This is a genomic window from Pectobacterium parmentieri (genome assembly GCF_001742145.1).
In the GTDB taxonomy this organism is placed as follows: domain Bacteria; phylum Pseudomonadota; class Gammaproteobacteria; order Enterobacterales; family Enterobacteriaceae; genus Pectobacterium; species Pectobacterium parmentieri.
Genome location: NZ_CP015749.1, coordinates 1824757 through 1846152, shown reverse-complemented (window position 1 = coordinate 1846152; position 21396 = coordinate 1824757). Strand labels below are relative to the sequence as shown.

Annotated in this window: 19 protein-coding genes; 12 read left to right on the top strand and 7 right to left on the bottom strand. The window is 48.1% G+C overall.

The window, feature by feature from the left end; all coding sequences use genetic code 11:
• Positions 1-156 precede the first annotated feature (156 nt).
• Entirely contained in the window at positions 157-2208 is a 2052-nt protein-coding gene (locus A8F97_RS08280) for a S9 family peptidase (RefSeq protein ID WP_033071404.1), read from the top strand.
• Positions 2209-2562: 354 nt separating this feature from the next.
• Here the strand turns inward: A8F97_RS08280 and A8F97_RS08275 are convergent, their stop codons facing one another.
• A complete protein-coding gene (locus A8F97_RS08275) occupies positions 2563-2793 on the bottom strand; it encodes a DNA polymerase III subunit theta (RefSeq protein WP_014699768.1) in 231 nt (76 codons plus the stop codon).
• Between the two features lie 371 nt (positions 2794-3164).
• On the opposite strand from A8F97_RS08275, the gene ftnA reads away from it, so the two are divergent.
• The 6 genes from ftnA to cspE all read left to right on the top strand — a co-directional run bounded on the left by ftnA (position 3165) and on the right by cspE (position 8047).
• A complete protein-coding gene (gene ftnA / locus A8F97_RS08270; protein ID WP_014699769.1) occupies positions 3165-3671 on the top strand; it encodes a non-heme ferritin in 507 nt (168 codons plus the stop codon).
• Positions 3672-3952: 281 nt separating this feature from the next.
• Positions 3953-4309, top strand: a complete 357-nt coding sequence (locus tag A8F97_RS08265; RefSeq protein ID WP_014699770.1) for a YebY family protein — start codon at positions 3953-3955, stop codon at positions 4307-4309.
• Positions 4310-5921: 1612 nt separating this feature from the next.
• Positions 5922-6287, top strand: coding sequence for an ankyrin repeat domain-containing protein (locus A8F97_RS08250; RefSeq protein WP_005967869.1), 366 nt, complete (start codon positions 5922-5924; stop codon positions 6285-6287).
• A gap of 75 nt (positions 6288-6362) precedes the next feature.
• Positions 6363-6737 carry a hypothetical protein gene (locus A8F97_RS08245; protein ID WP_033071405.1) on the top strand — a complete coding sequence of 125 codons (375 nt, stop codon included), beginning with the start codon at positions 6363-6365 and terminating at the stop codon, positions 6735-6737.
• Positions 6738-7063: 326 nt separating this feature from the next.
• The gene (locus A8F97_RS08240; protein ID WP_033071406.1) at positions 7064-7474 is read left to right on the top strand and encodes a hypothetical protein; all 411 of its coding nucleotides are present in this window, start codon (positions 7064-7066) and stop codon (positions 7472-7474) included.
• Positions 7475-7834: 360 nt separating this feature from the next.
• Positions 7835-8047 (top strand): transcription antiterminator/RNA stability regulator CspE, encoded by a 213-nt coding sequence (gene cspE / locus A8F97_RS08235; protein ID WP_005967874.1) that lies wholly within the window; start codon positions 7835-7837, stop codon positions 8045-8047.
• 191 nt (positions 8048-8238) lie between these two features.
• Here the strand turns inward: cspE and A8F97_RS08230 are convergent, their stop codons facing one another.
• The gene (locus A8F97_RS08230) at positions 8239-8730 is read right to left on the bottom strand and encodes a GNAT family N-acetyltransferase (RefSeq protein WP_015730394.1); all 492 of its coding nucleotides are present in this window, start codon (positions 8728-8730) and stop codon (positions 8239-8241) included.
• 266 nt (positions 8731-8996) lie between these two features.
• On the bottom strand, positions 8997-9224 hold the full coding sequence (locus A8F97_RS08225; protein ID WP_014699776.1) for a YdgH/BhsA/McbA-like domain containing protein: 228 nt from the start codon (positions 9222-9224) through the stop codon (positions 8997-8999).
• Between the two features lie 203 nt (positions 9225-9427).
• On the opposite strand from A8F97_RS08225, the gene A8F97_RS08220 reads away from it, so the two are divergent.
• Both A8F97_RS08220 and A8F97_RS08215 read left to right on the top strand, forming a co-directional pair.
• On the top strand, positions 9428-10495 hold the full coding sequence (locus tag A8F97_RS08220; protein WP_033071407.1) for a malate/lactate/ureidoglycolate dehydrogenase: 1068 nt from the start codon (positions 9428-9430) through the stop codon (positions 10493-10495).
• A gap of 39 nt (positions 10496-10534) precedes the next feature.
• Positions 10535-11230: an extensin-like domain-containing protein gene (locus A8F97_RS08215; protein ID WP_033072014.1), complete on the top strand. Its 696-nt coding sequence runs from the start codon at positions 10535-10537 to the stop codon at positions 11228-11230.
• A 529-nt stretch (positions 11231-11759) separates the two neighbouring features.
• Here A8F97_RS08215 and A8F97_RS08210 read toward each other — a convergent pair.
• The 4 genes from A8F97_RS08210 to yebS all read right to left on the bottom strand — a co-directional run bounded on the left by A8F97_RS08210 (position 11760) and on the right by yebS (position 17590).
• On the bottom strand, positions 11760-11951 hold the full coding sequence (locus tag A8F97_RS08210) for a YdfD/YebW family protein (RefSeq protein WP_014699780.1): 192 nt from the start codon (positions 11949-11951) through the stop codon (positions 11760-11762).
• Positions 11952-12075: 124 nt separating this feature from the next.
• The gene (gene rsmF, locus A8F97_RS08205) at positions 12076-13530 is read right to left on the bottom strand and encodes a 16S rRNA (cytosine(1407)-C(5))-methyltransferase RsmF (protein WP_033071408.1); all 1455 of its coding nucleotides are present in this window, start codon (positions 13528-13530) and stop codon (positions 12076-12078) included.
• 125 nt (positions 13531-13655) lie between these two features.
• Positions 13656-16298 (bottom strand): PqiB family protein, encoded by a 2643-nt coding sequence (locus A8F97_RS08200; protein WP_033071409.1) that lies wholly within the window; start codon positions 16296-16298, stop codon positions 13656-13658.
• Between the two features lie 2 nt (positions 16299-16300).
• Positions 16301-17590, bottom strand: a complete 1290-nt coding sequence (gene yebS, locus A8F97_RS08195) for a membrane integrity lipid transport subunit YebS (protein WP_014699783.1) — start codon at positions 17588-17590, stop codon at positions 16301-16303.
• A gap of 293 nt (positions 17591-17883) precedes the next feature.
• On the opposite strand from yebS, the gene A8F97_RS08190 reads away from it, so the two are divergent.
• The 3 genes from A8F97_RS08190 (at position 17884) to prc (ending at position 21283) form a co-directional block, all read left to right on the top strand.
• Positions 17884-18390 (top strand): GAF domain-containing protein, encoded by a 507-nt coding sequence (locus A8F97_RS08190; protein ID WP_014699784.1) that lies wholly within the window; start codon positions 17884-17886, stop codon positions 18388-18390.
• An 84-nt stretch (positions 18391-18474) separates the two neighbouring features.
• Positions 18475-19248: an RNA chaperone ProQ gene (gene proQ, locus A8F97_RS08185; RefSeq protein ID WP_014699785.1), complete on the top strand. Its 774-nt coding sequence runs from the start codon at positions 18475-18477 to the stop codon at positions 19246-19248.
• 19 nt (positions 19249-19267) lie between these two features.
• Positions 19268-21283: a carboxy terminal-processing peptidase gene (prc, locus tag A8F97_RS08180; protein WP_033071410.1), complete on the top strand. Its 2016-nt coding sequence runs from the start codon at positions 19268-19270 to the stop codon at positions 21281-21283.
• Positions 21284-21396: the final 113 nt, after the last annotated feature.

The window sequence follows — 21396 nt, the reverse complement described above, 5'->3', positions numbered from 1 at the left end:
CGAAAACGTTTGCGTGCGCATTAAAGAGGAGATGCTCTGGAATGCGTTACGCAAAAGCGCACCAAGAGACAAGGACGTGGCTTGGCATTGTAGGGCAATCGTGCCACTCTTCTTGCAGAGTGAAATTTTTATGTCAAGACAACGAGATCCGATGCGATGAAGACCCCGCAAGCTGAAAAAAAGCCCCACACGATAAGCACACATGGCGATACGCGTGTCGACAACTATTACTGGTTGCGTGATGACCAGCGTACCGATCCGCAGGTGTTGTCCTATCTGGAACAGGAAAATGCCTACAGTGAAGCCATCATGGCGCCTCACGCTGCACGTAAACGGTCGCTGTATGACGAAATGGTTAAACGTATTCCGTCGACGGACATGTCGGTACCGTATGTTAGAAAGGGTTATCGCTACCAAAGTCGCTATGAGCCGGGCAAAGAGTACGCTACCTATCTGCGTCAGCCTGAGCAGGCAACAGAAGTATGGGAAACGCTATTGGATGGGAATCAACGTGCGGAGGGGCATGAATTTTATAGTCTCGGCGCGCTTGAGATTAGCCCGAACAATACGCTATTGGCCCTCTCGGAGGATTTTTTATCTCGCCGGCAGTACACGCTGCGTTTTCGCGATCTGAACAGCGGCGAATGGCTACCGGATGTGATCGAAAATGTGACCGCAGGTGCGGAATGGTCGGCAGACTCGACGATGCTGTACTACGTGCGTAAACATGCACAAACGCTATTGCCGTATCAGGTCTATCGTCACCGCCTTGGGAGCGATCCAGCACAAGATGAACTGGTATATGAAGAGAAAGACGATACCTATTATGTCAGTCTGAGCAAAACGACATCAGAGCACTACATCACTATTTATCTCAGCAGCACTACGACGACCGAGGTGTTATTACTCGATGCGACGCTCCCAGAGGCGGTGCCGCAGGTCGGCATTCCACGTCGGAAAGATCATGAATATGGTATTGATCACTATCAGGGGCGGTTTTACCTGCGCTCTAACCGAGAAGGGAAAAATTTCGGTCTCTACCATTCGGATAAACCTGATGAACAAACGCTGGAAACGCTAATTGCTCCACGTGAACACCGCGTTCTGGAAGGTTTCGAACTATTCCGTGATTGGCTGGTAGTCGAAGAGAGGGAACGCGGTTTAACCAGCTTGCGCCAGATTCACTGGCATACGCAGGAAGAAAAAGCAATCACTTTTAATGATGCGAGCTATGTGGCATGGCTATCGTACAACCCTACGCCAGAAACGGCATTGCTGCGTTATGGCTATTCATCAATGACAACGCCCAGCACGCTGTATGAATTGAATCTGAATACGGGTGAACAGCAACGGCTTAAGCAAGCCGAAGTGAAGGATTTCTCTCCAGATCATTACCGGAGCGAACGCTTGTGGATCACGGTCAGGGACGGCGTCGATGTCCCCGTTTCCCTCGTTTATCATCGCGAGCATTTCACCCCTGGCAAGAACCCGATACTGGTTTACGGCTATGGCGCCTATGGAAGTAGCATGGAGCCCGATTTCAGCGTTAGCCGCCTGAGCCTGCTGGACAGAGGATTTGTTTTTGCCTTAACGCACATTCGCGGTGGTGGTGAGCTGGGTCAGCAGTGGTATGACGATGGTCGATTGCTCAATAAAATGCATTCCTTCACGGATTTCATCGATGTGTCTCAGGCATTGATAGAAAAAGGCTATGGCGACAGGGAAAACATGTTCGCTATGGGGGGCAGCGCGGGAGGGCTCTTGATGGGGGCGGTAGTCAATATGGCCCCCGATTTGTTCAAAGGTGTTGTGGCCCAGGTTCCGTTTGTTGATGTGTTGACGACAATGCTGGATGAGACAATACCGCTGACGACCGGAGAGTATGACGAGTGGGGCGATCCGAATGAACAAACCTACTATGACTACATCAAGCAATATAGCCCCTACGACGGTGTTACCGCTCAGCGCTATCCACATTTACTGGTGACTACCGGGTTACATGACTCTCAGGTTCAGTATTGGGAACCTGCGAAGTGGGTGGCAAAATTGCGGGATGTTAAAACAGACGACCGTTTGGTGTTGCTGTACACTGATATGGATGCTGGGCACGGTGGAAAATCCGGCCGCTTCAAACGCTATGATGACATTGCGCTAGAGTATGCTTTTCTATTGATGGTGCTTGAAAAGGCTGCGGAAGGTCACGAATAAGTGCGAGCAACTGAAATTATGAGGGTAAACCCGTCTTCGGGTTTACCCGATTGGCATGACACATTACTTAGGTAATATCAGTACTCAGGTAATATCTGCCTGCGGTTTCTTCGCCTTTTTATCGGCTCGTTTTTCGGCGGCCGTTTTGAGGGGCTTTTTCTTACTGTTCTTTTTGCTATCCAGTCCTTTACTCATATCTTGCCTCGCTTGATAAAAGGTAAGGTTGCCACTCCATTAACCTCTTGTGAGGGACGATATGCAAGCAGAAAATCATTTTTGCTGTGTAAGAATGTAACCCGTGGAAAGGGATGTTTTCCACGGTAAGGCCGTCTTAGAGTGGAATGCGGGGAATCGCTATTTAGACTTAGGCTCGTAGGGTAAACGAGAGAACTGCAGTGAGCGTTGGCGATAAAACATCACACGTTCACGAAAGTAGTTACGCAGGTGTTCGGGTTGTTCTCTCTCAACAACCTCTGGAATGACTGGCATATTGTAACGTTCTTTGAAGGCAACGCCTGATGCCGCCAGGTCTACGTTAACCTTATCCATATCCTCTTTGGATAATTCTGCCAGATTATGTCCCATGCCGCTTTCTCCTGCCTATTGGTCACCGACTGATAGGTGCCACGGTAAAGTAGCAACAGGAAAATGGCAAGTGTTCACCTTATCATGTGGATGTTTATTATTCTGATTGTGAAATGGGAATCATTTTTAATACCGGAAAGTCATAAATGATATAAATTGAAGTTGTTATTTTTGGTAATAAAAATTATTCTCAATAATACAGTGAAATTCATTCTGAATTGATAATGGATATCAATATAAATAATTCTAATTTATTGTTTTACATTGTTATTTTATTTATAAATCATCAATGTTAATAAAGTGTTTTTTATTTTATTTTTTCAGGCATAATGCCCTAAATAATTTCACCTGCCGGGAAATAGGGAGTTACCATGTTAAAAAAAGAAATGATTCAGAAGCTGAATGAGCAACTTAATCTGGAGTTTTATTCCGCGAATTTGTATTTGCAAATGAGTGCATGGTGCGGTGACAAAGGTTTTGAAGGCGCATCCAGCTTCCTGAAGACGCATTCTCAGGAAGAAATGCAACACATGCAACGCCTGTTCGACTATCTGGACGATACAGGAAGCCTGCCTGTACTAGGCGCGATTGCCGCACCGCCGATTGATTTCGACTCGCTGGCTGATGTTTTCAAGTTGACCTATGAACATGAACAGTTGATTACAGCAAAAATTAATGAGCTGGCACATGCCGCGATGGCACTGCAGGACTACTCCACATTTAACTTCCTGCAATGGTATGTTGCCGAACAGCACGAAGAAGAAAAACTGTTCCGTTCTATTCTGGACAAACTGGCATTGGTTAATGCTAGCGAAGGCGGCCTGTTCTTCATCGATCAGGATCTGAAAAAAATGTCTACGGTAGCCCCGTCAGCCTAACGGCAATCGACACTTTTGTCGGCCAATGTGCATTTGAAGAGCGCGGGATAACATTCTTTTTATCCCGCTATTTCTTTCCTCGAACGACCTTTCTACTTATATCGTGCAGTCGATCTTATTCTTGGCTTCGCACTCGACTTCATCTTCCTCTGTCGCTATGATCGCGTTAGTCGTGATACACAACTTTATGTTTTATAAGGTTTGATGCTGTCTTTCTCTGATTTGGATAAGGCTGCAAAACTCACATATATCATTGTCTGAATACGCATGTCGGGAATACCATGATGAAGAAACTTTTGCTATCTATCGTGCTTACCTCACTTTCTGCGAATGCTTTTGCTGCCGCCAAACTGGCAAATATCAGCCGGCTGGAATATGGCGATCGCTGGGCTTTCACGCGTGAAGAAGTGCAACTGATTTGTCGCCCTGGCAATGCGCTGTATGCCTTACATACTGGGACGTTGATGCAATATCCATTAAACGATACTGCTATTGCGCAGATGAAATCTGGACAGGTGAGTGCACAACCGATAGACGTGATTTGGCTGGACGATCCTAAACATCCCGGACAGAAGAAAAGCCTTCAGCCATTTATCGACCGTGCAGAGCAACTGTGCTTACCAGATAGTCAGCCATGAAGTGATTGATTTATCTATTTAATGTTAACTTCTTGCTTCTTTATGGTTAAGGTAAAGTGTGAAACCTGTTCCATTTGTGATAATTGCGAACGGATTGATGCTGGAAAACGCAGGGGAGTTGGCTACGCTTAAGGTTACAAGGCTATTACAGCTTGTATAAATGCCAACTTTTAGCGCACGGCTCTCCCAAGAGCCATTTCCCTAGACCGAATACAGGAATCGTATTCGGTCTTTTTTTAACTTATTGATTTATGGGTTTTTATTTTTATAAACCACGAAAAGTCCACGAAATTCGATATACGGCCTTTTATAGATAGGTATATTCCTTCCCTCGATTATCTAAATATTTTTCTGTCATTCTTACTTATTTATGACCTGGCAATTTCTGAGCAAATTCCTTTCCTTGTTCTTTCTCATATAACCTGCCAGCCAGACTTCTTATTTCATGAAACGTCGGCGGCTTCTCATCTAATTCAATCCCTGATGCCTTTCATGTTCTTGTGCCTCGGGCTGGCTACTTAGCTCGTTCGCATCAGCGATTTGCTGGGTATTAGCAAAATGTCTGTGAGTTTATGGAAAAAATGCTGTCCTAGCCGATCGCGTGCTCGCAATTTACAACGCGACCAGCTTCGGCGGGTTTTTGCTTTTGTACAACAGTCCTCCCTGATAAAATCATTAAACAATGGAGGAAGTGTATTATGACGAATTGGGGATTAGGATCTTTAGTTGCGGGGATAGTCTGGCTTATCGTGTCATTCAATATGAGTACATCCATCGTGATAGATGGTAAACTTGTCACGAATGTTTTTTTGATCGCTGCTCGTGAAAGTCAGATGAATATGGGTTGGTTGTTAGTCGTCGTCGGGGGCGTTTTCACGTTCTTGGGAGTGGCTAGAAAACGGTATACCAATAAACACCGTAAACCCTGAAAGCACGGTTATAATAGCTAGGGAGTATTATGAGCGTTTGGGATTACTGCGTGATAGCTGCCATTTTTCTCTGTGGTATCGTTATGATAGTGGAGTCTATCATTTACGTTCGTAGAGGGGTTTATACAAAGACTTTTAAAGGCGTCAGTCGGCGCGAGTATATTCATAGAAATGACAGGCCAGATGTATACTGGCTGCATGTTATTTGTCATTTTAGTGCCGGTATCGCGATGATTTATATTGTTTTCTGGATTTTTTATCCTTTTTCCATATGACTGCGTTATCTTATTTTAATATCTTATCAATAGGGTAAGGAAGTCAGGATATTGATTTTATTGCTGTCGGTGTTTTCGTTTTCGGTAATGGCTGAGGTTGAGAAAGAAAAATGGGCTCACTTATTTGAAAAGATAAATTCGACGGATTTCATATAGAAACCGCAACCACCGATAATGGAATTGCAAAGTGCTGGTATGTTTTCACTGAATTTTTTCATGTATGGTGGTAAATTCTTGCGAAGATGTCCAAGCGACAGAACCTCTGAAACCCGCCATTAGTGCGTTTTTTTTGTTCAAGTGATAGTGCTTCTTTTGCGTTCGCTGTGTAAATTAACAGATAACTATTAGCAACATAACGTTGGTATCATTTGCACTCTATTTATGGATGTGTGAAACACTGGAGCGTGTATGAAATCGGTTTTATCGTTTGTTGTTGCTATTTTAATTTCCTTTTCCTCTTATGCTTCCGATTTGACTGAAGACCAAGGGTTATCTGGTCTAATTTGGTCAAAAAAATCCAACAAAGAAGCGATTCAGTTAATCAACAAGAATCCTGAGTTAATCAATTCAAGGACTGGTGCTGGGTTCACTCCGCTGCACTTAGCTGGGATGATTGGGAATAAAGAGATTGCCATATTTCTTCTGGAGAAAGGGGCGGATGTTAATGCTGTTAATGACGATGGGTATAGTCCTTTAGTGGTAACTATAGCTAACGGCAATCAGGATATAGCAGACATCTTGATAAAGAACGGTGGCAAGGAACTAAGACTTTAACGTCGCAAATAAGATTATTTCCAGGCTCGCTTTAGCGGGTCTTTTTCTTTTTATTTCAAAGGGATTGACGTTACAATGCGAAAAATCATTATGTTAGCACTGGCTTTACCATTGACATCATTTGCTGCCATTAATGATATCAACAAAGCCGCACATGAAATCTGCCTGATTGAGTGGAATATTACGGACAAGGTGGGATCAACGGATAGAGATGTGCTGGCAATCGTCAATGAAGAGGTATCCGACTTCAAAGAACGCGGTTTTAGCCTTTCAGATTTCGGTATTGATGAGCCGGAATACATTGCTACATCGGCTAGGATTGCCGAATCATTTCGCAGAGATCATCGTCCTCCTAATCGACAATATGACGATGATATCAGGGATACACTCAGAGAGTTAATGGTTCCTCGTTGTGTGACAAAAGTAAAAGAGAGTTTAACTAACCATTAAGCTATCGCAGTACAAAAAATACGGGCTGCGCTAACGCGTGGCCTTTTTATTTGCTTGATCCGCGAACAAAGATTTATGTAGGCAGGCGAACCTGCGAGGGTCTCCCGACCAAAAAGATCCTCAGATGTCTAAACGCTATATCGTTCGTGAACGCTATCCACTGATTTGATCTGACCTCGAGCATGCAAACCGCCAACTCTTTACGCCGGAGCGTCAACAGCCCGATGAAAAAACCTTGTACAGCAACTATTTCTCATTGAGTTTCTCTTGCCTTAAATTTACCTATGATAGGATTACTCTGAAATTTTTTTTGGAAATAGGGATATATGAAAAAAGTCATTGGTGTTTTGGTCGGTGCGATAATTTTGACAGGATGTGCAAGGCCTCATGTTCCCGCTGATACAATCTTAAATCAAGAGCTGGTAACGCCCAATAGCAGTGAACAGCAAACAAAAATTACGGTTACTCGTAACAAGCAGTTTATAGGGAGTGCCAGTGGTGGCGTGTGTAAGTTCTTAATTTCGGTCGATGGCCGAGATGTAGCACGATTACAACAAAATCAATTTGTAATTGCTTATTTGAAGAATGGACTGCATAAACTTATGGTCAGCAATGAGTGCAGTGTCCTTTCAATGGGAATGAGAAAGACAGTCGATGTTATCGCGAATGGAGGCGAACAAGAGTACGTCACAGAGGTGGGCTTATGGGGACAATACAGGTTGTGGCAAACTAAATAAACGATAAAAATCATCTTGGCTGTTGATAAAACATCCGTTCATTTTCATGATTATCGCGGTTTAGCGTCAGATGCGGTGTCTTTTAAAGGCACCGCATCCTGTGAGGATTACCGACTGTTGCAGGATTGCCGTTGGCTTTTAAAGGCTTTTAAAAATAAATGCTTGCTAAAGATTTTCATCCGTGCGTTAATAGCTCGTCGGTTTGATTCGCAGACCTAAAAAGCAGTTTAGTAAAGCAGTTCTCATTTCAAAGTGTTATCCATAGATATCCCTTCTTTGAGCCTCCTTATTGTTGCTAATTAAATTCTGTGCGCAGGCCCTATTTGCCGGAAGGCGCTATAAAAAATTAAGGTAATTTCTATGTCTAATAAAATGACTGGTTTAGTAAAATGGTTTGACGCTGGTAAAGGTTTTGGTTTCATTACTCCTGATAACGGTAGCAAAGATGTATTCGTACACTTCTCTGCAATCCAGAGCAACGACTTCAAAACTCTGGACGAAGGCCAAAAGGTTGAGTTCACCATTGAAAATGGTCAGAAAGGCCCATCAGCCGGTAACGTTGTTGCACTGTAATAACGTTGCGCTGTAATACAGCCAATTGGAATTGATGTTTCTCTTGCGATAGCGATGATGGTTTCAACCGGAGCGGCCAAGAAGAGCACAAAAAAAACCCTAGCGTAAAGCTGGGGTTTTTTGTTTATGCATCATGATTGTTTTCGATTAATGCCCGCTACTTCGGCCTCATCATCCATGATTAACCCACCTTAGGATATATGATATAGGCGCATATCGAGCGACATATCAACACAGGGGAGAGATCTCTTGGCAGAGCCAGAATAGTATTCTCCCTGTTTATCAATGCTAAATCCATTTGCTTGGTAAAATGCGACGGCATTAGGCGTTGAGGACAGTGTTAGCACCGTTATTCCACGCGTTTTTGCTTCATTTTTTATCGCATCCAGAATTTTTGTAGCGAGTCCTTTATTCTGGTAGTTCGGCAAGGTGAAAATAGCTTCAACGCTATTATTTGTTATATCAAGAAAACCCGTTGCGACAGGGAGGGAAAGTATGGTGTCGTCAATGACGAAAAAGGGGTTATTAATGATGGCATGTCGATATCCTTCAGGCATAGTATCGGGTGTGAATGCCATGATGGTTTCATTATCATAAACCGCCTGACATCCCGAACGAATTGCCTCATTCCTAATTAGCCATAAACGTTCAGCTTCATCAGCCATAGCATAGCGAACGGACATAACTCTTCTCCCTTTATTATGCGAATACCTTTTATTGCCATCAGGTAGACAGGAAAACACAACTATCTTCAGCGATAAACTGAATTTTATCCTTTTAGGATGACGCGACAATATTTAATGATTGAAGCTAAAAATAAATATCTTTCTGATGGCGATTGAACGTATTAACGCAGTCATGATGAGATGAAGTATAGAAGGATTGGCGAGGTGATTACTGAGCAAAATACGACAGAGGAGCCCTGAGGCTCCCTGACGTCTGGTGTGAGTTATTTATACAGAATCGCGGTGCCGTGTAACTGATCGCGGCCGGTAGCAGATACGATGCGATATGATGACGCGCCTGCTTTTTGGGCTTTTTGAGCGACCTGAGCTTCAAAAGAATCCAATGTTTTCGCACCACTGATAGAAACGGTCGCGATTTCTTGTGCGGCAAAGGCACCGAAAGACAAAGTAGATAGTGCAATAACTGCGATAAAATTTTTGATGCTTTTCATGATTCATTCCTTCAGGTTTAGTCGGTTAACTAGGCGTTGTTACTTGATGTGGTGAATAATAGCTCTCCTCTCTTGAAGTGAATATCAGAGAGATTTGCTTTTCTTTTTCAAAAATACTGTTCTTTATTTGCTATGACATTCATTCCTGTTCCGCAGTAGGATGAATCCAATGAATAATCAATCAGTAGATGAAGGGAAGAGGTATGCAGATTTCAGCCAATCGTCTGATGACGACAGTACAAGTCGTATTGCAGAAAGCAGGATGTGAAGAAAATGAAGCTCGTATTGTCACTGAGCACCTTGTGGCCGCTAATCTTAAAGGGCATGACAGCCATGGCGTAGGGATGTTACCGCACTATGTAGAGTTTATCGGGAAAGGGATTATGCACCCGAACACTCCGGCGCGTTTACTGCGTGACAGTGGGGCTGTACTGCAATTTACCGGCGATCGCGGTTTTGGTCAGCGTACGGGTAAAGAAGCGATGCGAGCGGCCATTGAGCGAGTGAAAACGACGGGAGTGTGCTTAATGACCCTGTCGTCGACCTGTCACCTAGGGCGTATCGGGACCTATGGGGAAATGGCGGCAGACGCCGGGCTTGTTTCGATACACTTTGTCAATGTTAACGATCTTGAGCCGATCGTGGCTCCCTGGTGTGGCAGTGAAGCACGCTTCGGGACAAACCCGATCTGTATTGCATTCCCGCCAACGGAGCACAATGCGGCTTTTGTCCTGGATTTTGCCACCAGCGTGGTGGCACTGGGGAAAACCCGCGTTGCGTACCTAGCAGGTAAAACGTTTGATGAAGAGGTGATGCTGGATTGCAACGGTGTTTCCACTAACGATCCGAAAGTCATGTGGGAAGGCGAAAAGCACGGCGCGTTGAAGCCGATTGCGAAACATAAAGGCGGCGGGTTGATTTTAGCGGCTGAAATGCTGGCAGGGTTGCTTTCTGGCGGTGGAACTATTCAGCCGGAGAACGTGCGTCAGGGCGCGATAGTGAATAACATGACGACGATTGTTATCGATCCCACCAGCATGGTTTCTATGGCGTGGTTGCAAAAAGAATATGATGCCATGCTGGACTACGTCCGTTCTTCAACGGCCCCCGATCCGACGCAGCCTATTTTAATCGCGGGTGAGCCAGAACGTTTGTCTCAGGCGCAACGCCGTGCTGACGGTATTTATGTGTCCGACCAGGAGTGGCAGAAAATCGTAGAGGCGGGAATATCACTGGGGATGAATCCGGCCGAATTTGCATTAATCGCATAATATTGTTCAGGAGAAGAAAATAATTGGGGGGCAATGCTGATGCGGGGATGGTTGATATTTGCTGTGATGCTTGGAGGGCTAATTGCCCTGGCACCCTGGATTCAACGCCAGCTTCCTCCCGGTTACGATCCTTTTGCTCCGCTGTCTGTTGATGACCCGCCTACGTTTATTACCCGATTGAAAATGAAGTCTGTCGCCAACGACCCTGATGCCTGTTTGATGGTGTTAAAGCAGGCGCAGGAAAACGGACGGCTGCGATTCGCCGAGGCCAATGACATCAGTGGGCAATGTCCTGTCGCGTCGCCCATTCGGGTTCAAGGTTTTGGTGAGGTTACGCTCAGCTCCAGCTTTCTCGCCAGTTGCCCATTGGCGCTGAGTAGTACCATGTTTGTGGCGCAGGTTGCAGTGCCGCAGGCGCAATCTCTTGGCACGTCACTGGCGCGTATCGATCATATGGGCAGCTATGCCTGCCGCAATGTCTATCACCGGCCTGAAGGGCGTCTGAGTGAACATGCAACGGCAGACGCATGGGATATCGCCGCTTTTCGCCTGTCTGATGGGCGGCAGGTTAGCGTTTTGAATCAGTGGTCAGTAATGGACGAACGCGGCAGCTATTTACGTACCACATTCAGGGAAAGCTGCCGTTTTTTCGGTAATTCTCTGGGGCCGGAATATAATGCCGCCCATGCTAATCACTTTCACTTTGGTATGCGCGGTTTTGGTGTATGCCGATGAAAAGATAACGCTGAAAATAAGCTCAGGGCGGTAGTATCACCACCCTGAGCGATATATAGCGATAAACCACTAGGAAATAACGGGGTCGGGTATTGAGAATTTTTCTCTAAACTCGGTGAGTTTATTATGCGACTTCAGTAATTCTTCAGGCTTTATTTTCAAGGTAAGATTCATAACCAACGGGTATGCTTTACTTTCCCCGTTTGCCCGCGCAATAGAAAGCCAGGTGTGGGCTAATATATTGTCGTGAGGAATATTTTTTCCTTCATATGAGCGTTGCCGACAAAAATAATGAAGGTATAGATAACAATGTCATGTGTAATCCGTCACGTGAGAGTTATTAAAATAGGTATCCTGATTGATAAGCAATGCCGCATGATTTCCCCGGTTGGGCATGCGAGGCGGGGAGAATATTGAACCTAGACACTAAGATAATCAAATAACTGACAGGGCTTAGGAGCAATGATAAGAATTGATAATCAGATGAAGGATTGGCCGCGTGTGCCGATGAGAATACGCAGAGAGAGGATTAGAAATCAGCGTACTCTTGGGCAGGAACCCAGAAGCCATCAATATACTCTTCAATGGGGAAGCAGCCAGCGCGACGCAGGCGCTGTTCGTCCATCGCTTGTAGACACTGCGCTTCGGTGTTGTAGGCACCGACGACCAAATCGTCACAGCCATGCCCGAGATAACAAACAAATATCACTAATGCAAACATCTCGCTCTCCAGATATTACTGAGTTTCTCTATCTGTCAGGATAATTGTAGATGAAAATCAGTAAGGAAAGGGCAGGTGGCTGCTCATCAGGTGGTTTTATCGCCACCTGATGCAGAAAGCGTATTTATTCTTTAGCAAGAAGCCGTGCGGAGGATGCGCCATCCCGAACTAAATCGCGTGGTAGGCTGTTTTTTATCCGACTGCTGATGCGCTTTGCCAGACCAACGGGCGTGTTCTGGTAAGTTAAAATCAATTCATCCGCAGTAGGAAGCGGATCTGGGTAGCTGTCTTTGCCCTGAAACCACTCACAGGCGATGTGATCGTTCAGTGCGTAGGCATTGCTCGCGTTCGGGTCTGCCAGTGCCACAACCGCTTCATGCTGCCAACGAAAGCCTTTGGGGAAGCGTTCGGCAAGCTTAATGCCAATGCGTGAGAATTTGATATTGCCAAATGCAGAGGCGAGTGCCGCAGGGAAAAGCCAAATCTCGCTATCACGCTGCCATAGCTGAAGTAATGCTTCATCCCAGTGAATACCCTGTTTACGTGCAGCCTCTGTGAGTAACACACGATCTTTGTGTGCGACCGGAGAGAACGGAAATTTACCGACTTTATAACCCGGGCGCGGCAGTGGCGGCACGCTGGCGGTTTTACGCAAACGGGCAACAAAGAAGCCTTCACTGTCGTAAATCTGTGGGAAGACGTGCAAGAAGCCTTCTTCCGTTGTGGCGAGTTCTGCGTCAGCGAAGAGATCGTCTAGTGATTCAAACTCACACGCATCAGGGAATTGCGCCTGTAACCAATGACAGACCTGCTGATTTTCCTGCCGATTCAACGTACAAGTGGAATAAATCATCACGCCGCCGGGCTTTAGGGCATGGAACGCACTCAGAATCAGATCGCGCTGCGTAGCGGCAATGTCGGTAATGCTCTCTTGCGACCAGTGGCTCATCGCCGCCGGATCTTTACGCACCACGCCTTCACCTGAGCACGGGGCATCTAGCAGTATCGCATCAAAATATTCCGGCAGCGCCGCGCCGAAAACGCGCCCATCGAAGTGGGTAATCGCAGTATTGCTGACGCCGCAGCGGCTGATATTGGCATGCAGTACCTTTACCCGGCTGGCTGAGTACTCGTTGGCAACGATAGCGCCTTCGTTATTCAGTCGTGCCGCAATCTGCGTTGTTTTGGAACCCGGCGCAGCGGCGACGTCTAAAATGGTTCCCAGCGCATCATTACGATGGAACAGGGCGCTGACGGGCAGCATGGAGCTGGCTTCCTGAATGTAGAATAGCCCGCTCAGGTGCTCCAGCGTATTGCCGAGCCGCGTGTTTTCCTCTTCTGTATTCAGCAGCCAGAAACCTTCCTGGCACCAGGGGATCGGCTCAAGCTGCCAACCATAAGGTTGTACGAGCTGTCGAAAGGCATCAACGCTGATTTTTAACGTATTGACGCGGATGCTCCGGCGCAGCGGACGCTGGCAGGCGGCAATGAAATCCTCCATCGAAAGTGATGAAGGCATAATGTCTCGCATAGTGTCGAGAAATTCAGCAGGCAGATTGGCTGGAGTAAATTTTGCCACGACGTGGTTCCGTACCGGTTATTCAGTAAAGCGAGGGGGAAGAAGCGGCGAAGTGTAGCACGGATCTTTCATCGATAGCGTGAAAACGACAGGGCGACTCTCGCCGCCCTGTTAGGTGATGAACGTTAATTATCTGGAGCGTTCGGAATCGCCGTACCCCATTGCCGCCACTCTTTAGGCTCTTCGTTCCTTAGCAAGAAGTGTTTCCCTTCCTGTGCCTTAGGTGCGAGTGGCGTGCTAGGAGGCGTGGCGAAAGCGATGCCGCCGCGAATAAACTGTTGAAAGGTTCCGCTCTTAATGACGCCGCCAACCAGCCCGAATTCCAGATTGTAGCCAGATGCTTGCCAGAAGACGGAATTATCGCGTACCAGATGCTGATAGCGTTTGCTGATGCGTAGCGAAATGGCGATACGATCCGACAAGGTGCCTAGCGACAACCCTGTCACGGTTCCCACTTCAATACCGCGGAATAGAACCGGCGTTCCAACCTGCAATGCTCCCGCTTCCGGCGCATCAACGCTGATATTCAAGCCATCCTGATAGCGGGAATCCGAGATGGTGGCCTGTTGTAGCTCAAAATTGCGCGTCACGCTGCCGTTACCCGGCTCGACGTTAATATAAGGTTGGAAGAGCGTTTCCAGATGATTCACTCCCGCAGCGGAAATTTCTGGGGTGACGACGGAAAAGCGTGTGCCAGAACGGGCGAAATTCCGCACATATTCAGGGTAGAGCACGGCTTGAACCAGAACGTCGTTACGCTGTTCGGACAGCTTTAGCGAATCCAACTGGCCGATATCAATGCCCAGATAGCGGATAGGCATTCCCGGTGCGAGTTTGCTGGCGTCGTAGGTGCGCAGAATGATACGGCTACCCACGGCGCGCGCGGCGGTTTCGTTATTGTACAGGACGCGCTTGCCGCCTTTAATTTCCGGTGCGCCTTCCAGATTATCAAAACTGATCGCTCCCTTAAGTGCGCGATTCAATGGTGAGGCTTGCACCGTCAGGCCTGAGGTATTCAACTGCACGCGGGCACCGCCTTCTGCCCAGAACACGCTGTTTTCCGTCAACAGTTTGCGGTGCTCTGGACGGATATAAACCTCGACTTCAAAGGTATCCGCCTTAGGGCGTACCCGCATGATTTCTCCCACCTGGAATTTACGGTATAGCACGATAGAGCCGTCCTGAATATCCGGCAAGCTATCGGTTACCAAGGTAAGGGTAGGCGAGGGGGTGGAACCCCGAATACCTTCTTCGGCTTTTTCGAGATCGCTGAACAGCGGGTAATGTGCCTGAATGTCACCTTTGCTACCCGGTAAAACCTGAATACCACCGCTAACCCATTCTTGCGCGCTGGCACCCAGCACTTGAATGCCATCCAGCCCCATCTTCACATTCACGCGACTGTTAACGATAAATTTACTGTCGCGGTGCAATAACTGGCGATATCTCGGCTCGATCACCAAAACGAAGCTGACACCTTGTTCATCCAGCGTGCGTTTCACGACCTGACCGATTTGTACACCGTGTAGCAGTACAGGTTGACCACTATCAATGCCATAACTTTGTGCTGCCGTTAGCTGAATAGAAAGCGCACCGGGCTGGGCGAGTTGCTGTTGCCCGCTATCCAGCACGGTAAAATGCTGGCGAGGTTCGCCTTCGCCGGGGAGTAACGTCAGCGTGGGGCCACTCAGCAGGCGCGATATATTCAGGTCGCTGAGTGAAAGCTGGGGCTTGTTGAGTTCAATACGCGTGCCTTCTCGCATTAGCGTAATTACGGAGGGATCGATGATCAACTCTCCGCTGACCTTGCCGTCGTCCGGGTTTAAGGTGATTTTATTCAACGTCCCGACTTCCAGCCCCTGATACATCAGCGGGGTGCGGCCTTCGGATAAATTATCGCCAGAAGGTAAATCCAGCGTGATTTTCACTCCTCGCTGGCTCTGTGCCAGATCGGGATAGAGGCGGTAGGATTGCTCAGCACCGGCGTCTTCGCTCTCTTCCGGTGAATCGAACGCAATCGCTCCGTTAACCAGTGCGGCCAGATTCTCCATCTCAATTTTTGCGCCGCTGACGCTGATGTCGGCATTAAAGCCGGACACATTCCAGAAACGGCTATTCTTTTTTACCAGATGAATGAAACGGCGTTCAACCAACACATCAATCGTCACACCGTGGCGATCCTGAGAAACCGTGTAATCGTAGACTTTCCCGACCGGAATTTTACGGTAGTAAACCAGCGAACCGGTATTCAACGATCCGAGATCGTCAGCGTGAAGATGAATCAGCAATTCTCCGGTGTTAACGCGGTATTTGGGCTGCGTATCCAGCGCAGAAAAGTGCTCTTGCGCCTCGCCGGAACCGGGCATCATACCGATGTAGTTACCGCCCACCAGCGCATCTAGTCCTGAAACCCCGGCGAGAGACGCTTTTGGCGTAACCAGCCAGAACTGCGTGCCGCTGCGTAATGCTTCCTTCATATCGCTTTTGATGCTGGCTTCGACCTGTATGGTGCGCAGGTCTTCACTCAGCTTGATATTTTGCACGGTGCCGACTTCCACCCCTTGGTAGCGCACGGGGGTTCGTCCGGCGACAATGCCGTCGGCGGAGACGAAATCGATCGTAACCGTCGCCCCGCGCTCCTGTTGATTGGTGTAAATCAGCCAGCCGGCAATCATCAACGCAATCAGCGGTAGCAGCCAAAATGGTGACAGGCGGCGCTTGTTTTTCACGGTAGCTTCGGTTGGTGTCCCAGACGTATTATCTTGCATTGTTATTCCAATTCCACATCAGTGTTATCCCACATCAGTCGACTATCCAGCCATTCAACAGCAAGGATAGTGAGAATCACCGCTGCGCCAAAGTAAAAAGCAGCAGGCCCCATGGTGAAAGCGAGTAGTTGATCGCGGTTGACGAGCGACATCGTCAGGGCAATCACAAATAAATCGAGCATGGACCAGCGACCGATCCAACGGATAACGCGCAGTAATTTCATGCGCATCATTATGTTGCCTTCCGACTGGACATGGATGCTAACCAACAGGCCGAACAGCACAATAACTTTAGTAAACGGCACCAGAATACTGGCGATGAAAACCACCAGTGCGATCGGGATATTGCCTGTCGCGAGTGAAAGTATGCCGGAAAAAATGGTGTCCTCCGTGCGTGCGCCGTTGGAATAAATAATCGATATGGGCAACAGGTTAGCGGGGAACAGTAGAATTATAGAGGCAATCAGCGCTGCCCAGGATTTTTGCAGGCTCTGACGCTGGCGTAAGCGAAGCGGAATATGGCAACGGGGGCAGCGTCCCCGGCTGTCAGGCGAGCTGGTAAAATGGCAGGAAAGGCAGATTCGGTAGCGATCTGGCGAAATCAATGGCCTCAGACGTGGGTAAAACCGCTGCCAAAGCTGGTCGGTATTTAAGTGGATCAGCGTCAACAGACTTAAGATCATCAGCGCCAGAAAGGCGACGAGCCCGATACCGGCCTGAACATCCGCGAACTCACGGACTTTGATCGCGGCAACGGCCATGCCAACCAGATAGATATCCAACATCATCCACTCTTTTAGCCGTTGCAACATGAGCAGGATGGGGCGCAGGTTCATGCCGATCCGGGGAGCAAAAAACAGGTATAACAGTGAAAAAACTAACGTTAGCGGTGCGCCAACGGTACAAAATGCAACCATACTGGCCGTGAGTGGGTGTCCCTGACGGGTGATTTGCCAAATACCTTCAAACAGGCTGGCATTGATGGTAACCCCCAGCAGGCGAATACTGATTAACGGCTCGGTGAAGGCAAATGGCATTAGTACCAGCATGGCGACGGCCATTGCAGCAAGCCGGGAAATGGTCCAGTCTCTGCCTGAACTGACTTTGGCATCGCAGCGTGGGCAATTAGCCGTCTGGTTACGCTTCAGTTGCGGTAGTGCAAAAAAAGCATCGCATTCCGGGCAGCGATGGTAACGAGCGATGGTGGATACCGCCGCACTTTTAGCCCCATCGGTTAACGGCGGTCGGGGAGACGGAAACGGTGCAGGGCCGGCTATAGTCTGTATTTTCATTTTTCCTGCGGTCCGATAGACGGTGTCGAGCCTTGTTATCCTCGATGGATAACGTATTCACAGCTATTTAGTGTAACTGAATGATAAATTCATAAAAGGATATGATCTCTGACCGATGTTATTTTGGCGATGGAAATAGCACGATATGCACGACAACGATACGGTAAAGCGGATGATTCTTCGCGCGAAGGTGCTCATCTTATGGCATTCTGTAATAGATGCTTATGCAGTCTGTGTGGGATCTTTCCGCACTGTTTTGAAAAGACAACGATATACTTTATGAATAAACAAGTATGAATAAACAAGAATTTTATCAGGATCTCATTCGTGATATGTCATCGCTTATTGCGGATGAAAACCGTTTTATTACCATTTTATCAAACAGTAGTGCACTGCTGTTTGAGCGTTTGGATGGGGTTAACTGGGCAGGGTTTTACCTGTTGGATAACGACTCGCTTTTCCTGGGACCGTTTCAGGGCAAGGTTGCCTGCGTGCGTATTCCGGTAGGCAAAGGTGTATGCGGTGCGGCGATAGCTGAAAATCGCATTCAGCGCGTGGACGATGTCCATGCGTTCCCCGGTCATATCGCCTGTGATGCCGCGAGTAATGCTGAAATCGTGCTACCGCTTGTCGTTAATGGGCAACGGATTGGCGTTCTGGATATTGACAGTCCCCTTTATCAGCGTTTTGACGCAGATGATGAAGAAGGGCTGAAGGCCGTGGTGAGCGTACTTTGTGCTCAATTAGAAGCGAGCGATGTGATGACATTCATCAATTCTCTCACGTTGAGACAAGGTTAACGTGGCAATTGCCGATGGCGTCATTATAATGACGCCTGTTCATGCCTGCGCCGGTTGGCAAACCCGTTGTAATCAGGAAATTTCATGGAAAATCAACCTAAGTTGAACAGTAGTAAAGAAGTCATAGCCTTTTTGGCAGAGCGGTTCCCGCTTTGTTTCACCACTGAAGGTGAAACGCGTCCGTTAAAGATCGGTATTTTTCAAGATCTTGTTGAGCGTGTACCGGAATCCGATAACGTCAGTAAGACGCAATTACGCTCTGCGCTGCGTCTTTACACCTCAAGCTGGCGGTATCTGTATGGTGTAAAATTAGGTGCCCAACGTGTCGATCTGGACGGTAACCCGTGTGGTGAGTTGGAGCAGCAGCATGTCGATCATGCCCGCACGCAGTTGGAAGAAGCGAAGGCGCGAGTTCAGGCTCAGCGTGCTGAGCAGCAGGCGAAAAAACGTGAAGCAGCCGGAGAGACGGCAGATGCAGCGCGTACGCCTCGTCCCGCTCAGAGACGTACGCCGCGTCGCGATGCTTCAAACGATGCATCTCGAAACCATGCATCTCAAAACCATGCATCTCAAAACCATGCACCGCGTAAACCACGCCAGTCTTCTCCCGGCCAATCTCAGTCCTCTTCTCAGCAACCAGCGAATGCTCAACCGCGTCAGGCAAAACCTGCCAACAATGAGCGTCAGCGGGTTGCGGTTACAGATGTTTCCAAACTGCAAATCGGTCAGGAAATCAAAGTCAGAGCCGGCAAAGACGCCATGGATGCCACCGTGCTTGAAATTGCCAAAGGCGAAGTCAGGGTACAATTGGCTTCTGGACTGGCAATGATTGTACGCGCAGAACACTTGCAGTTCTGATACGGAGGCCAACCTGGGCATGAACAACTTAGTCAGAATAACCGCCATTGCAGGCTTACTGCTGGCGGGCTCTAGTTTTGCAAATGAAAACATTACGCGTGTTGAGCAAATCCCTCAGCTACATCAGGAGCCTCAACATGCTACCGTTAGCGACAGGGTGGCCTCACGTTTCCTGCGTTCGCATTATCGTCAGTTTATGCTGGATGCGCAGTTCTCTGAGAAAATTTTTAACCGCTACCTCAACATGCTGGATTACAGCCACAATGTGCTGTTGGCCTCTGATGTGGCGCAGTTTTCCGGGCAAAAAGCCCAATTGGGCGATGCGCTGAAGTCCGGTCAACTGGATATTCCCTATGCGTTATACAATCTGGCGCAGAAACGTCGGTTTGAACGTTTTCAATATGCACTGTCGCTGCTGGATAAACCGGTAGATCTGACGGGCAACGATACGTTTGAGCTCGATCGCAGCAAAGCCCCTTGGCCACAGAACGCGGGTGAACTTAACCGTCTGTGGGATGCTAAGGTAAAATATGACTGGCTCAGCCTAAAGCTGACCGGTAAAGATGATAAAGACATCAAAGAGACGCTGACCAAGCGTTACCAGTTTGCGATTCGTCGTTTGGCGCAGAGCAACAGCGAAGATGTTTTTCAACTCGTCATGAACGCCTTTGCGCGTGAAATTGATCCGCATACCAGCTACCTGTCACCGCGTAACACCGAGCAATTCAATACCGAAATGAGCCTGTCGCTCGAAGGGATTGGCGCGGTGTTGCAGATGGATGATGACTACACCATGATTAATTCCATGGTGCCCGGCGGCCCGGCGGCGAAGAGCAAAAACATTACCGTCGGTGACCGTGTGGTCGGCGTTGGCCAAAACGGCAAGCCGATGGTGGATGTTATCGGCTGGCGTCTGGACGATGTGGTTGCGCTGATCAAGGGGCCGAAAGGCAGTAAGGTGCGTCTGGAAGTTCTGCCTGCGGGTAAAGGGACGAAAACCCGTATTGTCACGCTGACGCGTGAACGTATCCGCCTTGAAGATCGCGCAGTTAAAATGTCCGTCAAGACGGTCGGTAAAGATAAAGTCGGCGTGCTGGATATCCCCGGCTTCTATGTCGGCCTGACAGATGACGTTAAAGTTCAGCTCCAGAAGCTGGAAAAACAGAACGTCAGCAGCATCGTGATTGACCTGCGGACTAACGGTGGCGGTGCGCTGACGGAAGCGGTAGGGCTTTCCGGTCTGTTTATTCCAAGTGGCCCTGTCGTTCAGGTACGCGACAATAACGGCAAAGTGCGCGAAGACAGCGACACTGACGGTATTGTGTATTACAAAGGCCCGCTGGTCGTGCTGGTCGATCGTTTCAGTGCTTCCGCTTCTGAGATCTTCGCGGCGGCGATGCAGGATTACGGTCGTGCCTTGATCGTGGGTGAGCCGACGTTTGGTAAAGGCACCGTACAGCAATATCGCTCGCTGAATCGGATCTACGATCAGATGCTGCGCCCTGACTGGCCAGCGCTCGGTTCCGTGCAGTACACGATTCAGAAGTTCTATCGCATCGACGGTGGCAGCACTCAGATGAAAGGCGTGACGCCTGACGTGATGATGCCAACCGGCACCGAGACGGTAGATACTGGCGAGAAATTTGAAGATAACGCGTTACCGTGGGACAGCATTAAAGCGGCCAACTACACGAAGAGCGGCGATCTGAAGACGTTGATTAGCAAACTGAATGAGCATCATCAGGAGCGTATTGCTAAAGATCCTGAGTTCCAGTTTGTTGCGCAAGATATTGCCCGCTACAACGCGATGAAGGATAAGCGCAATTTTGTATCGCTCAATCTTGCACAGCGTGAGAAAGAGAATGACGACGATGAAGCGATGCGTCTGAATCGGATTAACGATCGACTGGCGAGAGAAGGCAAAAAACTGCTCAAATCGCTGGAAGATTTGCCGAAAGATTATCAGGCTCCCGATCCTTATCTGGATGAAACGGTGAAAATCGCTAACGATTTGGCGCAAGACCAGAAAGAGTAATACGCCAACGTTGTTCTGATTATCTTTTGATTCGTTCTTCAAGCGCCCTGTTGGTTTATCTGGCAGGGCGCTTTGTTTTAGACGCTACAGATGACGGTGTTGTGTCGTCGATG